The following is a 13,744-nucleotide window of genomic DNA, read 5'->3' on the forward strand; positions in this document are numbered from 1 at the left end:
CCAATCTCAAATTTCTTTGGGATTGGTATTTGTTGTTTTGTGGACTCTATAAGTATGACACGGTAATAATGATATGATCACAACGCCAGATGCGTCTGTAAGTCAAAGCGATATCGTCGATGGTGATATGAGTGACGGGCATTCAGCAGTCAGTCAAGACCACACTTTGCGTAAGCGCATTCTTTCAAAATCAGTCTTAGGACTGATTTCGTTGTTTATGCTGGTGCCAATTTTGATCGTACTGTTGTCTTGGACGCAGCCTGTCGCTGATATTTGGACACACATGCGTGAGTATGTGCTGCCACAAGTGCTCAAAAACACCGCTATTTTATTGATGATGGTCACCGTTATTTCTGGGACAGTCGGTACTGCCTTGGCGTGGGTGACCAGTATGTACCGCTTTCCTGGCCAGCGGTTTTTTTCGTGGGCGTTGATGTTGCCGCTGGCGATACCTGCCTATGTTTTGGCGTTTGTGACCGTCGGTATTGTGGATTTTAGTGGGCCGTTACAGACCGCCTTACGTGATTTGGGCATAAGTATGGCGATTCCGTCCGTGCGAAATGTCTGGGGCGCAGGGCTGGTGTTGTCGCTGGCGTTTTATCCTTATGTATATCTGCTGGCGCGTCAAGCGTTTTTATCTCAAGGTCGGCGGGCGATTGAAGCTGGTCAAATGCTGGGGCTGAGCCGTCGACGGGTGTTTTTTCGTTTGGCCTTGCCGCAAGCCTTGCCGTGGATTATCGGCGGTTTACTGTTGGCCAGTATGGAGACCTTGGCGGACTTTGGCGCGGTGTCGGTGTTTAATGTCGATACCTTTACCACTGCGATCTACAAGGCGTGGTTTGGGTTTTTTAGCTTGACCACGGCCGCGCAGCTTGCCGCGTTATTGATCGGTGTGGTCTTTGTCGTGGTGTTGTTTGAGCAGTATTGGCAGGCCAAGCGCGGCACTGCTGTCACCCAAGGCAGCAGTCATCGTTTTGAGGCGAGCAAACCTGCTAAGTGGGGTATGGCGCTGCTGTGCACGCTAGTGTTTGCGCTGGCTTTTTTGATACCGTTTTTGCAGCTTATCTACTGGACGGCGGCCAATTTTCGTCAAGACTTCGATGCTCGTTATATCGATTTTGTCACCAATAGCCTGATGATTGCGAGTATGACCACGATATTTATTGCTTTTTTGGCGATTGTCATCGCGTGGATCAAGCGTCAGTACCCTGACAAAACAACCAAGCTGATGACGACCTTGGCAAACCTAGGCTATGTGGTACCAGGTACGGTGCTGGCGGTGGGGATATTTATTCCCATTGCATGGCTTGACAATCAGATGATTGCCTTTGGTATCACCTCGCAGCAGATATTATCAGGCAGCGTCATTGTGATGCTGCTGGCTCTATCGACGCGCTTTATGACGGTGAGTTTTCAGCCTGTCGATCGCCAGTTGCAGCGCCTGACGGTCAATCAAGAAGCGGCGGCCAAACTGCTCAGTGACAGTGCTTATCAGCGCTGGCGACAGGTCATGCTGCCGGTATTAAGCCCCGGGGTTTTGACAGCGTTGCTCATGGGTTTTGTTGAGGTAATGAAAGAGATGCCCATTACTTTGATGACGCGGCGGCAAGGCTGGGATACGCTGGCGGTGCGGGTGTTTGAGATGACAAGCGAGGGCATGTGGGGGCGAGCTGCGCTGCCAAGTCTCTTAATCGTGCTGGTTGGGCTGCTACCAGTATGGATATTGCTACGCCAAAGTGACAAACAAGGCTAACAGCAGTTTTAGACAGTATGACTTATGCACTTTATCAGCATGCGGTCTATGACTTGTGTGGCCTGAGTCCTTTAAACCTGCTACAGTACGATTTTAGTCGTTTTTAGCACCCATCTGTATGTGCGCGCAGCATGCTCAAGGTTTTATTTTTTATCGCTAACTGGTACCTTTTATGTACACTGATTCAACCCATGATCCATCAGAATCTAAATCTATCCATACCAGCAGTCTAAAGGCCAAGGCTATACAAGCCAAGACGCGTCTTGAGCACCGAAAAAACGCCTCAGTTATCAAAGCCCATAATCTGGCGCATGCGGCTGTCGAGCGAGATGCATCAAAACCCGATGAGGCACCGCAAAAGATAGACACCCGCCAAGACCATAAAGTTAAAAACACAAATTCCCAAAAAAACCAAGTAGATAGCGCAGTGTCGCCGTATTTTAGTGTCCAAGATCTCATCGTAGGTTATGACGATACGATCGTCGTCGATGGTCTGTCGTTGACGTTACAGCAGGGCGAGATTGGGTGTTTTTTGGGGTATAGTGGCTGTGGCAAAACCACGGCCTTACGTGCCATTGCAGGACTAGAGCAAAGCCGCGGTGGTAGTATTTATCTGAGCAATCAACGCCTGACAGATAAGCGCGCGCGCAAGTCGTTTGCCGTTGCGCCAGCCAAGCGCGGCATGGGTATGGTGTTTCAGGACTATGCGTTGTTTGGTCACCTAAGTGTGGCAAAAAACATCGCGTTTGGCCTGAACAAATGGTCTACCGCCGACAAAAAAGCCCGCGTGGCTGAGATGCTAAGTTTGGTTGACTTGACTGAGCACGCGGACAAACGCCCAAATGAGCTATCAGGCGGTCAGCAGCAGCGTGTGGCGCTTGCAAGAGCGCTGGCACCAAAACCTAAGCTGTTGCTGCTTGATGAGCCGTTCTCTAATTTAGACGTGGTACTGCGTGAGTCGCTGGCGATGAGTGTACGTGATATTCTCAAACGCACCAATACCACTGCGATACTGGTCACGCATGATCAAAACGAAGCGTTTGCTATTGCTGATAAAGTTGGGGTGATGCATCAAGGTAAGCTGGTACAGTGGGCGACGCCAAGTGAGCTATATCATGAGCCAGTAAGTCCGTTTGTTGCTGAGTTTGTCGGTGAAGGCGCGATGATAGATGGCATCATCAAAGAAGGGCACGTCGAGACAGCGCTAGGTGATATCTATCGCCGTATGGAAGTCTACGACGAAGCCGGCTATCCGCAGTACTGTGAGTATGATTATCCAAATGGCACACCGATCAAGGTGCTGGTGCGCCCTGATGACATCATTCATGACGATGACAGTACGCAGACAGCATTGGTGGTTGGCCGCGTGTTTCGCGGTGCAAACTATCTATACCGTTTGCAGTTGGATGATGGTCAGACGGTATTGTCTTTGGTCGCCAGTCACCACAATCATGAGATAGGCTCACACATCGGTATTTTGCCCATACTCGAGCATGTGGTTGTCTTCGATGAAACGGACGTCAATGCCACCACATGGTCAGAGTACGATGGCGTAGAGCGGTTTGCAGATATTCGCCAAGACTGAGCAAGCGAGCAGGCAGGTTAGGCTTGCCGTGTTGCCAGTATATGCAGGTAGCGTCCCAGCCATTTGTAGGGCTCGTGCTGTGAATAGCGTAGCTCCATACGTATTACCGCCTCGGGGTCAGTGTGTCCGCCACGTTTGAGCGGGGCATAGTCATGAAACACGCGTAGACCACTGCTGCGTATGACGTGATAACGATGCGCGGCGAGCCAAGTCTCGACCTCTTCTTTTGCGACTGGATGATTGGGCGTTAGGCTCTTGACGTTGTCTGCTTTATAGTCGCTATTGTCGAGTAAATTAAAATTTCCCATGATTAAATTACGATAATCAAAGCTCGCTGGGTTATAAAAACACAGTGACAGCGCGCCTTTGGGCATCAAATACTGATCAAAAAAGTCCATCACGGCAGCGGGCTCTGCCAACCATTCAAGCAGCGCATGACATAGTATTAAATCAAACTTTTCTGCATCTAACTTTTCTGTGCTTAGCTTTGCTGGTAGCTCCTGATAAGGGCAGACATGCCAAGTGATATCAAGAGGCGTGTCTGTCTGCGCTGCATGAGCCTGTGCTTTGGCAAGCATGTTGGCGGAGATGTCATTGATTACCACAGTATGCCCTTGGGCGGCCAGCTCGATGGCGATTTGTGCCAGACCTGCACCCACATCTAGTATACGCAGCGGCCGGCCAAGGCGCTGGTGCATCTGGGCGCTGTACTCAAAAATATCACGGCGTAGTACCGCCAGCCTAATCTCACCCTTTAATCCGCCGTAGACTTTTTTTTCAAAATGATCGGCGATGGCATCAAAGCTGCGATCTGTGCGCTCGCTGCGGCTTTGAGCGGCTGTTGCTGGTTGGGCGGTGGCTTTAGTGGTGAACTTAGTGGTGGTCTTGGTTTTTACTTTGGAAGATGCGTGCATGTCGCTGAGACTGAGGTCGTTGTCGTTTGCCATATTTGTCATATTGTTATCGGTAAAAGGTGATTGTGGGCGTTGAGTGTGCTTAAGCGCTTGGTATCATCGGCTACGGGATGAAAGGCTAAGCAGGCTTGTCGATACTCAACGCGGGTATGGCTGGTGTTTGTGATGTTCTGCCGCGCCTGTTTTCTGGTAGCTTTTCGGTAGTATTTGCGGTATAAATGTATCATTACTTGCCAAGGACGTACGGCGCTTTTTTTTCACAATTTTTCACCGCTTTTGACTGCTAAGGATAGCCATTATGATCACTTCCCACTCACGGCGCGGCCGCGCAGCGACTCACAAACCGATAGCAATGCGCAGTGTCTTATCAGTCGCCATCGCCAGTAGTGTATGGCTGGTCGGCTGTGGCGATGACAATGACTTTGACAATGATGTCGATATCGTCTCATCAGCCACTGCTGAATTTGTCAACTCCTTTAGCGCCTCTCAAGTAGACAGCAGCTTTGGGCTGGGTAGTACCGCAACGCCCGCAGCCAAATGCGGCGTCACGATAGAAAAAGTCAGCTATGATACCAAGGGTGCTGCAGACGAAGATACCAATGCTACCGCAGCTTTGATGCTGCCAACGGGCGATGCTCCTGAATGCCAAGGCGCGCGACCGCTGCTATTATATGCCCATGGTACGACCACCGACAAGTCTTATGACTTTGCGCAAGTGGGTAATATCCAAAATCCTGCGGTAAGCGAAGCCAACTTAATCGCTGCTAATTTTGCCGCACAAGGCTATATCGTGGTCGCCCCCAATTATGCAGGCTATGATGACTCCACGCTTGATTACCATCCTTACCTTGTGGCTCAGCAGCAGTCGACAGACATGGTCGATGCCCTAGACAGCGCGCGCGATATCATGGCACGGCAAAAGCGTGCCAATGCGGTCAATTACCGTGATATTGTGGATTCAGGCAAGCTATTTATCGCTGGCTACTCGCAAGGCGGCTATGTCACGATGGCAACGGCCAGATTGCTACAATCCCAAGAAAAACCAGTGACAGCCATCGCGCCATCTTCGGGGCCCTATGCGCTCGCAGCGTTTGGTGATGAGATATTTAGAGGTAACGTCAATATCGGTGCCTCAAGGTTTGCGCCATTACTTGGCAGTGGCCTACAAGAAAAATATGGCAATATTTATAATAAAAAATCAGACATATTCCTAGATAAATATGCGGATGCACAGCTGCCAAATGCGTTGTCGTTTGGTCAGCTAGTGGAGATGGGCAAGTTGCCTAATAATGCGCTGTTTCAAAAAAATCCTAGTGACCCTAGGCTGGCAGGGCTAGAGCAAGGCAAACTGTTTTCTATCTTGGGTGGTTATGATGAAAATGACTATCTGATTAAGACAGATTTTCGTGCCGCCTATGTCGCTGATACCGACAAAAATCCTGATGGGCTGTGGGCAGAGAACGGCGATGGTCTACCAGCAGCCGTGCCTGAAAACACTTTACGTAAGGCATTAAAAGACAATGACTTACGCGGTTATGTGCCGACCATGCCGACACTGCTTTGCGGCGGCAACCAAGACCCGACGGTTTATTTTGATACCAATACCGGCTCGATGGTCACGCTACTGCAAGCAGCGGCAAAAAAATCAGCCAAAACCCTCAATGTCACCGTGCTCGATGTCGATATCGACAATGCTGACGAGCGTCCAGATCAGCAGACCTTGAGCTTGATTGGGCAAGCTGCCATGAATACTTGGGATGCAGAGGCGGTCAGAGTCCGCGTACAGACCCGCTTTAGTCAGAGCGTAGAAAAGGTAAAAGCTGACGCTGAGGCGCAAGGCAATATACCGCTCCTAGCATTTTATACCAACTATCATGGTGGTCTGGTCAGTCCAGCCTGTACTGAGGCCACGCGTGCATTTTTTGATCAAAACTTTAAGCCGGTAGTCAATCCAACATAACATCGGCAGCCTTTAGGTCATGTACTACGGCTGCTATTTCGCAATAGGTTAACGATACTCAAACGGATAAATCATCTGACAATCCACCAAACTGTGTCCATGAGATTGGGCGCAGTTTTTTATGCCGCTTAACGAGACGTCAATAAGAGAAACCCTATGAAATCTATCTTGTTATCACTACTGGCTTGCGTCATTATCACTACGCCCATCAGCCAAGCACAAGCTCGAAACACACCTTGTTCAGGGAAAATGGGCGGGGTGTCGCACTGCTCAAAAGATGGCAAATTTGTTTGTCATAACGGCAAGATTAGTCAGTCTAAAAAGATCTGCCGCTGACACACAAAAAATAGAGAAAAAAAGTCAAAAAAACGACCGCTAATCTCCTGATTCGCTTGGTTTTAATCCTGTGCAAATGCCCCTAATACGGCAAATTTGTGCTAAAATAGCTTCTTTTATAAAACGTTACTTTTAACAAAAACCGTATCACTATTTTCTTGTTGTTTTGTGCGCTGAGTGAGGGTTTTTTGGAGTCTATATTTCAATGATAGCTGCATTTTTTGGCAGCTGTATTTTTGTATGACCCAAAGACATCTCAAGCAATGTTGACAGCATCAGAAAAAAGTGAGTGAAGGAGTGTATATGAGCGAATCGGTCAGTCCTATTGGCATCGTAGATGAACTAAAGCAGTCGTATTTGGATTATGCGATGAGCGTGATCGTCTCACGTGCGCTGCCTGATGTGCGTGATGGGTTCAAGCCTGTACACCGCCGTGTGATGTATGCCATGCACGTGCTATCAAACGATTATAACAAACCCTACAAAAAATCAGCACGTGTGGTCGGTGACGTCATCGGTAAATATCACCCACATGGTGATAGTGCGGTTTATGATGCTATCGTGCGTATGGCGCAGGATTTTAGTCTGCGTTATCCGATGGTCGATGGCCAAGGTAACTTTGGCTCAATCGATGATGATCCACCGGCCGCCATGCGTTATACCGAAGTTCGTATGACCAAGCTTACGCACCAGATGCTTGCTGATTTGGATAAAGACACGGTCGATTGGGAAGACAACTACGATGGCTCTGAGCGCATGCCAAGCGTGATGCCAGCGCGTATTCCCAACCTACTGGTCAACGGCGCAACAGGTATCGCCGTTGGCATGGCGACCAATATGGCGCCACATAACTTGACAGAAGTCATCAATGCTTGTCTGGCCTATGCTGCAAATCCGCAAGTTTCAGCGGAAGAGCTGATGTCGCATATCTCAGGCCCCGATTTCCCAACGGGCGGTATTATTTATGGCCGCGCGGGTATTTTAGATGCCTATCGTACCGGTAAAGGCCGCTTGCATATTCGTGGGCGCTATCATATCGAGCCGATGAGTGACACAGGTGTCAACCGTGATCGCGAGCGTATTGTCTTTACCGAAGTGCCGTATCAGGCCAACAAAGCCAAGCTGATTGAGCGTATCGCTGAGCTGGTACGAGACAAAAAAATCGAGGGCATCACCGAGATTCGCGATGAGTCTGATAAAGAAGGGATGCGTATCGCCATTGACTTGCGCCGCGGCGAGACGGCTGAAGTCATTGTCAATAATTTGTTTTTGCAAACGCCGCTAGAGTCGAGCTTTAGTATCAATATGGTGGCGCTGGATAATGGTCAGCCAAAACTGCTGACTTTGCGCCAGCTGATCGCCGCCTTTGTTCGTCACCGTCAAGAAGTGGTGACGCGTCGTACGATTTTTGAGCTAAACAAAGCGCGCGTCCGTGGTCATTTGCTCGAAGGTTTGACCGTTGCGCTCGCCAATATCGACGATATCATCGCCACTATCAAAGCCTCGGCCAACCGCGGCTTGGCACGCGAGAGCTTATTAAATAATACATGGGGCTCCGGTAGTGTCGTGGCGATGCTAACAGCGGCTGGTAGCCAGTCTGTGCGTCCTGAATTTATCGAAGGCGAGGACCCAAAAGCGCCGTTTGGTTTGATCGAAGGTGAGGAGCGCTATCGCTTATCACTTGAGCAGGTCAATGCGATTTTAGACATGCAGCTGCACCGTTTGACGGGACTTGAGCAAGACAAGTTGACCGAAGAGTATCAAGATTTGCTGCGTGAAATCGCTCATTTGGAGTCGATTCTTGGTGATTTTGATAAGCTGATGAGTATCATCTCTAATGAGCTTATCGAGATTCGTGATAACTTTGGTGATGAGCGCCGTACCGATATTATCGACTCGCGTATGGACTTTAACCGTGAAGACCTCATCCCTGAGCAGACTGTCGTGATGACTGTCTCGCGCACCGGCTACGCCAAGACTCAGCCTATCGATGATTATGTGGCGCAAAAACGCGGCGGCAAAGGCAAGTCGGCAACTGCTATGAAAGAAGACGATGTGATAGATCACTTGGTAGTGACCTCGACGCATGCGACCGTGCTGTGCTTTACGGACAGCGGCCGCGTCTTTAGCCTACGTGGGTTTGAGGTGCCGATTGCCAGCCGAGGCTCACGAGGTCGTCCATTGGTCAACCTCATCAGTTTGGATGCTGACGAAACTGTCACCACCATTTTGCCTATTCCAAAAATCGTCGAAGAGCTATCTGGCAATGCTGTGAGTGATGGCGATGATGATAGCTCAGAGAATAGCAATGAGGCCGAGCCGCCGTTTGTTTTCTTTGCCACTGCCAATGGTACGGTGAAGCGCGTAGAGCTTAAGCAGTTTGCCAATATCCGCTCAAATGGCCTGATTGCCATTGGTCTAGAAGACGGTGACAAACTGGTGAGCGCCCGTATCACCAACGGTAGCCAAGAGGTGATGCTATTTGCATCGAGTGGTAAAGCCATTCGTTTTGATGAAAACGATGCCCGCGCCATGGGCCGTACTGCCAAAGGTGTACGCGGTATGCGTTTGGCTGATGATGAATTTATCAAATCACTAGTCGTTATCGAAGATGATGTACGCGAAATCCTTATCGCTTGTGAAAACGGCTTTGGTAAGCGTACCTTTATCGACGAGTTTAATACGCAAAACCGCGGTGGCGGCGGTGTGATAGCCATCAAAACCAGCGCACGTAATGGCGCACTGGTGCGAGCGACCAAGGTTGACCCTACAGACGATATCATTCTAATTTCGGACAAAGGCACGCTCGTGCGCACGCCTGTTGAGCATGTGGCCAGCTCTGGTCGTAACACCCAAGGCGTCACCTTGATTCGCCTATCAAAAGAAGAAAAGCTGGTGGCGATGGCGCGGGTCGAGCACGAAGAGAGCGACGATGAACTGGTCGATGCCATGCGTGAAGATGGCACCTTTGAGGTAGCAGGCCAAGCGCAAATCGATATCGATGCGGCGACCGACGTTCACGATGTGATCGACATTGCCAATGATCCTGTGTTAGATAAGACAAATACTGAGGGTGACAATACCGACGATAAATAACGGTTTCAGTAGTTCGCTTTTGCTCTAGTTTGGCATTCTTGCTCTAGAAAAAGCCTCTGACGTTATCGTTGGAGGCTTTTTTTTGGATGTCATTTATCGCTTATAGGATGTTGTCTTTGATAATCCTTTTTATCTTTTATTACCACTGTTTATGCTGATCTTTGAATGATACTTACTTATACCTAAAAAGTGCTAAATTGAGGCTGTTGTTATGCTGACGACCAATCAAACCTTTCAGGGGACTATCGCGTCGATATCATCGAGTGTTTTATTTTCGATGATGTTTTTATTTGGGTTATTTATGCAGCCTTTGACGGGCACGCAAGTGGCGTCATGGCGTGTGCTGATGATGCTACTCAGTCTGGTGCTGCTGGTCAGTGTGAGCAAGCAGTGGCAGCATGTTTTTGATTATCTAAAAACGCTCAAAACCGCCAAAGACTGGCTGATATTTATACTGCCAACCCCGATATTGGGTGGGCAGATTTGGCTGTTTATGTGGGCACCTGTGAACGGTTATGGCCTTGATGTCACTTTGGGGTATTTTTTATTGCCGCTGGTGATGATCGTACTTGGTCGCTTTTTTTATCGTGAGCCGATGAGCCTGCTGCAAGGAGCGGCGGCGCTACTGGCGGCTTTTGGCATTGGTCATGATATCTTGCAATACGGCTCGATATCGTGGGTGACGCTGTTTGTATGCTTGGGCTATCCGCCGTATTATCTGCTCAGGCGGACGATTGCTGTGCCACCAATTACGGGATTGTTGTCTGATTTGACGCTGCTGACGCCAGTGGTGCTACTGATGCTCTATACCAGTGGCGGCTTTAGTATGGCGGCGCAAAATATGAAGTTTTGGTATCTATTGCCACTGCTAGGCGCTTTTAGTGCACTGGCGATGTCGCTGACGATGCTGGCCAGTAGCAAACTACCCGTGTCGCTATTTGGCGCGCTTAGCTATATCGAGCCTATGCTATTGTTTGTATTGTCCATCACCGTGCTCAGTCAGAGCTTAGATGAAGGAGGCTCATTGTTTATGTATGGCATGATTACGACAGCGCTACTGGTGATGATTGTCGATAGTGCGATAGGTTATCTGAGTCGTCGCCGTAGCGATCATTTGCATGGCTACCGCGAGCCACAAGTAGGTGGCTTTCCACCGCGCCGCCGCCTGATAAATCGCCGTATTGATGGCGCACTAAAAGCGCATCGGTTTCGTAAAATACGCCGTTATCAGCGAAAAATGGATAAAATCCAGCGAAAAATAGAGCAGTTAGATGCCAAATAAAGCGTCAAACTCGTAATGATATAGTCGCTCCGAAATAAAACTGGCATTCAAGATACTATGTGTCAGGCGCTACTGGTATAAATTTGCTTTGCTCGCTGTGTGATTTCATCACGCCAGAGGCGGCATAAAATTCATTTCAGTAGTACGGCACCTGTCTTAAAGTAGATCGGCTATATAAAAATTCAAAGAATCGTTAAGTGGATGCATTGCTTATCTATTCTGACTTTGACATAATGCTGGCTATGATATAAGTATGAGTCATTTCAAGCGTTTATCTTGTGATATGTAACGACAGATGGTTGTATTAGCCTGCTTTTAAAACCGAAGGGTTTTAGTATGATTGGCGACGTACAACCTGCGTGTACAATGAGATAGACAACAGGTCTTGTAGACAAAAGCCTCCGACGTCCGCGTCTGAGGCTTTTGTTTTTTTCTAAAATTGCCAAGGACGTGCGCTTATTTCAAAAGGCTGTTTTTATGCTCACCACCACCCAAACGTCGCAGGGCACCATCGCTGCCGTAGCAGCAAACTTTTTATACTCATTGTTGTTTTTATTTGGTCTATTGATGCAGCCGCTATCTGGGACGCAAGTCGCCTCGTGGCGTGTGCTGATGATGCTGCTGAGTTTGGTGCTACTGGTCAGTGTGTTAAAACAGTGGCAGCATATCTTTGATTATCTAAAAACCCTAAAAACACCCAAAGAGTGGTTTTTATTTATCTTGCCGACGCCGATATTGGGCGCCCAGATTTGGATATTTATGTGGGCACCAGTCAATGATCTGGGTCTTGAGGTGACACTGGGGTATTTTTTGTACCCGATGATTATGATCATGGTGGGTCGGTTTTTTTACAATGAAGCGATGACACCGCTACAGTGGGTCGCCACCATCTGCGCAGCTCTGGGCATCGCGTATGATGTCTGGCAGTACGGCGCGATTTCTTGGGCGACATTGTTTGTCTGTCTGGGTTATCCGCCTTATTATCTGCTGCGTCGCAAGCTGGCAGTACCGCCCATCACCGGCCTTATCTCTGATTTGGTACTGCTGACGCCAGTGGTGATGATCGCCCTGTATATGAGTGGCGGGTTTGCGCTGGCGATCACTACCGATAAATTTTGGTATCTGTTGCCGCTGCTGGGTATCATCAGCACCGCGGCGATGTCGCTGACCATGGTCGCCAGTCAAAAGTTGCCCGTCTCGTTGTTTGGCACGCTATGCTATCTTGAGCCGATTTTTTTATTTATCTTTTCGATTACGATATTGCGCCAAAGCATCAATGAGGGCGGCTCATTATTTATGTACGGCATGATTTTTGTCGCGCTGCTGATTATGATTGCTGATAGTGCGCTTGGCTATAGGGCGCGTCGCCGTGATGATCGCCTGCATGGTTACAACGAGCCACAAGTCGGTAGCTTTCCGCCGCGTCGTCGTCTAAAAAATCGCCGTATCGAAGGGGTGCTTGCGGCTCATCGTTTTCGTAAAATCAAACGCTATCAGCAAAAAATAGACAAAATGACGCGCAAGATAGAGCAGCTGCATTCAAAGTAAGGCGATCATTTATCGGGTGATAGGTTTGATTTGTTAGCCATGGTTTTTAGCCATAGTTTTTGCCCGTGTGCACCGCAGTTTGTGTGTCAATGACAGATGAATTGCGCTATTATCGAGCAGTATGCACACCAAGCACTGTCACGGACAAACGCCGTTACTGCCAAGTGCGTCAGGCGCAGGACACTTTGTCTATATGCTATTGCTCACTCACAAGATAACTAGGACGGTTTATGTTACATCTTCATCATTTAGCAAACTCACGCTCGTTTCGTATTATTTGGCTGTTAGAAGAGCTAAACACCGATTATGAATTGACTTGCTACGAGCGCAACAAAGCGTATCGTGCGCCTGATAGCTTAAAAAAAGTGCATCCAATCGGTCATGCACCAATGCTAGAGGTCAACGATCGCGTGCTGATTGAGTCAGGGTTTATCATCGAGTATTTAATCAAGCATTACGATACCGACAAGCAGTTCAAACCTGCTGATGACAACGAAGCGGCGTGGGAGGCTTATACCTTTTGGTTACACTTTGCCGAGGCATCATTGATGCCGCTGCTAGTGATGCGTTTAGTGTTTAGCAAAGTTGTTGACCAATCACCAATGCTAATTAAGCCTGTGAGTAAAAAAATTCAAAGCCAAGTGGAAAAAAACATGATTAGCCGCAGCTTAGATAGTATGCTGGGCATGATGGAGCAGCACCTACAGGACAATCATTGGTTTGCTGGTAGTGAGTTTAGCGCCGCTGATATTCAGATGCATCTTGCCGTCGTCGGAGCCAATGCAGGCTCTGGTTTGGATAGCAGTAAGTACACCAATATTTTAAACTGGCTAAAACGCTGCGAAGAGCGTGATGCCTTTAAACATGCCGAAGAAAAAGGCGGGCGTTTAAAATTCTAAACAAAGCGAATGGTATCAATGATTAGGATACGCCCTAATCATTGATTTAAAATTAACATAAAAGGTTTTGTTTATTTATAGACAAAACCTTTTTTAGGATAAGAAATGACAGACTTGAATAAGCCCAACACGACACCGACTGACAGTGAGATTGCAGCCAAACAGCATACAGAGGCTACAGAGGTGCATCGCCAGCAAGTATCTATCAAAGCATGGTCACAAAAGCTGCTGGTGGTAATTTTGTGTGTTGCCAGCTTTTATGGCGGCTGGAAATCTTATGAGTCCAATATGGTCAATGAATGTACAGCCAATGGCGGTAAAATGATTGAAGGTCAAAGAACCATGCTATGCCAGTCGTTACAGTAGATAAG

10 protein-coding genes are annotated in these 13,744 nt (G+C 48.4%); 9 read left to right on the forward strand and 1 reads right to left on the reverse strand.

Annotated elements, in window-relative coordinates; translation table 11 throughout:
* The first annotated feature begins 73 nt into the window (after positions 1 to 73).
* Together JFC05_RS04315 and JFC05_RS04320 are read left to right on the forward strand one after the other, a co-directional pair.
* Complete coding sequence (locus JFC05_RS04315) at positions 74 to 1,753, forward strand: ABC transporter permease (protein ID WP_198335911.1); 1,680 nt, start codon at positions 74 to 76, stop codon at positions 1,751 to 1,753.
* A 172-nt stretch (positions 1,754 to 1,925) separates the two neighbouring features.
* Positions 1,926 to 3,338 (forward strand): ABC transporter ATP-binding protein, encoded by a 1,413-nt coding sequence (locus tag JFC05_RS04320; RefSeq protein ID WP_198335912.1) that lies wholly within the window; start codon positions 1,926 to 1,928, stop codon positions 3,336 to 3,338.
* A gap of 17 nt (positions 3,339 to 3,355) precedes the next feature.
* On the opposite strand, the gene JFC05_RS04325 is transcribed toward JFC05_RS04320, so the two are convergent.
* Positions 3,356 to 4,285 carry a methyltransferase domain-containing protein gene (locus JFC05_RS04325; protein ID WP_227697401.1) on the reverse strand — a complete coding sequence of 310 codons (930 nt, stop codon included), beginning with the start codon at positions 4,283 to 4,285 and terminating at the stop codon, positions 3,356 to 3,358.
* Positions 4,286 to 4,550: 265 nt separating this feature from the next.
* Between JFC05_RS04325 and JFC05_RS04330 the strand changes: the two genes are divergently transcribed.
* The 7 genes from JFC05_RS04330 (at position 4,551) to JFC05_RS04360 (ending at position 13,739) form a co-directional block, all read left to right on the forward strand.
* Positions 4,551 to 6,212, forward strand: a complete 1,662-nt coding sequence (locus JFC05_RS04330) for an alpha/beta hydrolase family protein (RefSeq protein WP_198335913.1) — start codon at positions 4,551 to 4,553, stop codon at positions 6,210 to 6,212.
* Between the two features lie 156 nt (positions 6,213 to 6,368).
* Positions 6,369 to 6,548: a YdcA family protein gene (locus JFC05_RS04335; RefSeq protein WP_198335914.1), complete on the forward strand. Its 180-nt coding sequence runs from the start codon at positions 6,369 to 6,371 to the stop codon at positions 6,546 to 6,548.
* Positions 6,549 to 6,851: 303 nt separating this feature from the next.
* Complete coding sequence (gene gyrA, locus JFC05_RS04340; RefSeq protein ID WP_198335915.1) at positions 6,852 to 9,644, forward strand: DNA gyrase subunit A; 2,793 nt, start codon at positions 6,852 to 6,854, stop codon at positions 9,642 to 9,644.
* Between the two features lie 211 nt (positions 9,645 to 9,855).
* Positions 9,856 to 10,926: an EamA family transporter RarD gene (rarD, locus tag JFC05_RS04345; protein WP_198335916.1), complete on the forward strand. Its 1,071-nt coding sequence runs from the start codon at positions 9,856 to 9,858 to the stop codon at positions 10,924 to 10,926.
* 477 nt (positions 10,927 to 11,403) lie between these two features.
* Positions 11,404 to 12,474: an EamA family transporter RarD gene (gene rarD / locus JFC05_RS04350; RefSeq protein WP_198335917.1), complete on the forward strand. Its 1,071-nt coding sequence runs from the start codon at positions 11,404 to 11,406 to the stop codon at positions 12,472 to 12,474.
* Between the two features lie 230 nt (positions 12,475 to 12,704).
* The gene (locus tag JFC05_RS04355; protein WP_198335918.1) at positions 12,705 to 13,373 is read left to right on the forward strand and encodes a glutathione S-transferase; all 669 of its coding nucleotides are present in this window, start codon (positions 12,705 to 12,707) and stop codon (positions 13,371 to 13,373) included.
* Positions 13,374 to 13,478: 105 nt separating this feature from the next.
* Positions 13,479 to 13,739 carry a hypothetical protein gene (locus JFC05_RS04360; RefSeq protein WP_198335919.1) on the forward strand — a complete coding sequence of 87 codons (261 nt, stop codon included), beginning with the start codon at positions 13,479 to 13,481 and terminating at the stop codon, positions 13,737 to 13,739.
* Positions 13,740 to 13,744 lie beyond the last annotated feature (5 nt).

Origin of the sequence: Psychrobacter celer (genome assembly GCF_016107555.1) — a bacterium.
Classification (GTDB): domain Bacteria; phylum Pseudomonadota; class Gammaproteobacteria; order Pseudomonadales; family Moraxellaceae; genus Psychrobacter; species Psychrobacter celer.

What these genes read in the sequence shown, in the direction of transcription:
- JFC05_RS04315 (WP_198335911.1), top strand. Translation starts at nt 74, where the DNA reads ATGATCACAACGCCAGATGCGTCTGTAAGTCAAAGCGATATCGTCGAT.
- JFC05_RS04320 (WP_198335912.1), top strand. Translation starts at nt 1,926, where the DNA reads ATGTACACTGATTCAACCCATGATCCATCAGAATCTAAATCTATCCAT.
- JFC05_RS04325 (WP_227697401.1), bottom strand. Translation starts at nt 4,285, where the DNA reads ATGGCAAACGACAACGACCTCAGTCTCAGCGACATGCACGCATCTTCC.
- JFC05_RS04330 (WP_198335913.1), top strand. Translation starts at nt 4,551, where the DNA reads ATGATCACTTCCCACTCACGGCGCGGCCGCGCAGCGACTCACAAACCG.
- JFC05_RS04335 (WP_198335914.1), top strand. Translation starts at nt 6,369, where the DNA reads ATGAAATCTATCTTGTTATCACTACTGGCTTGCGTCATTATCACTACG.
- gyrA (WP_198335915.1), top strand. Translation starts at nt 6,852, where the DNA reads ATGAGCGAATCGGTCAGTCCTATTGGCATCGTAGATGAACTAAAGCAG.
- rarD (WP_198335916.1), top strand. Translation starts at nt 9,856, where the DNA reads ATGCTGACGACCAATCAAACCTTTCAGGGGACTATCGCGTCGATATCA.
- rarD (WP_198335917.1), top strand. Translation starts at nt 11,404, where the DNA reads ATGCTCACCACCACCCAAACGTCGCAGGGCACCATCGCTGCCGTAGCA.
- JFC05_RS04355 (WP_198335918.1), top strand. Translation starts at nt 12,705, where the DNA reads ATGTTACATCTTCATCATTTAGCAAACTCACGCTCGTTTCGTATTATT.
- JFC05_RS04360 (WP_198335919.1), top strand. Translation starts at nt 13,479, where the DNA reads ATGACAGACTTGAATAAGCCCAACACGACACCGACTGACAGTGAGATT.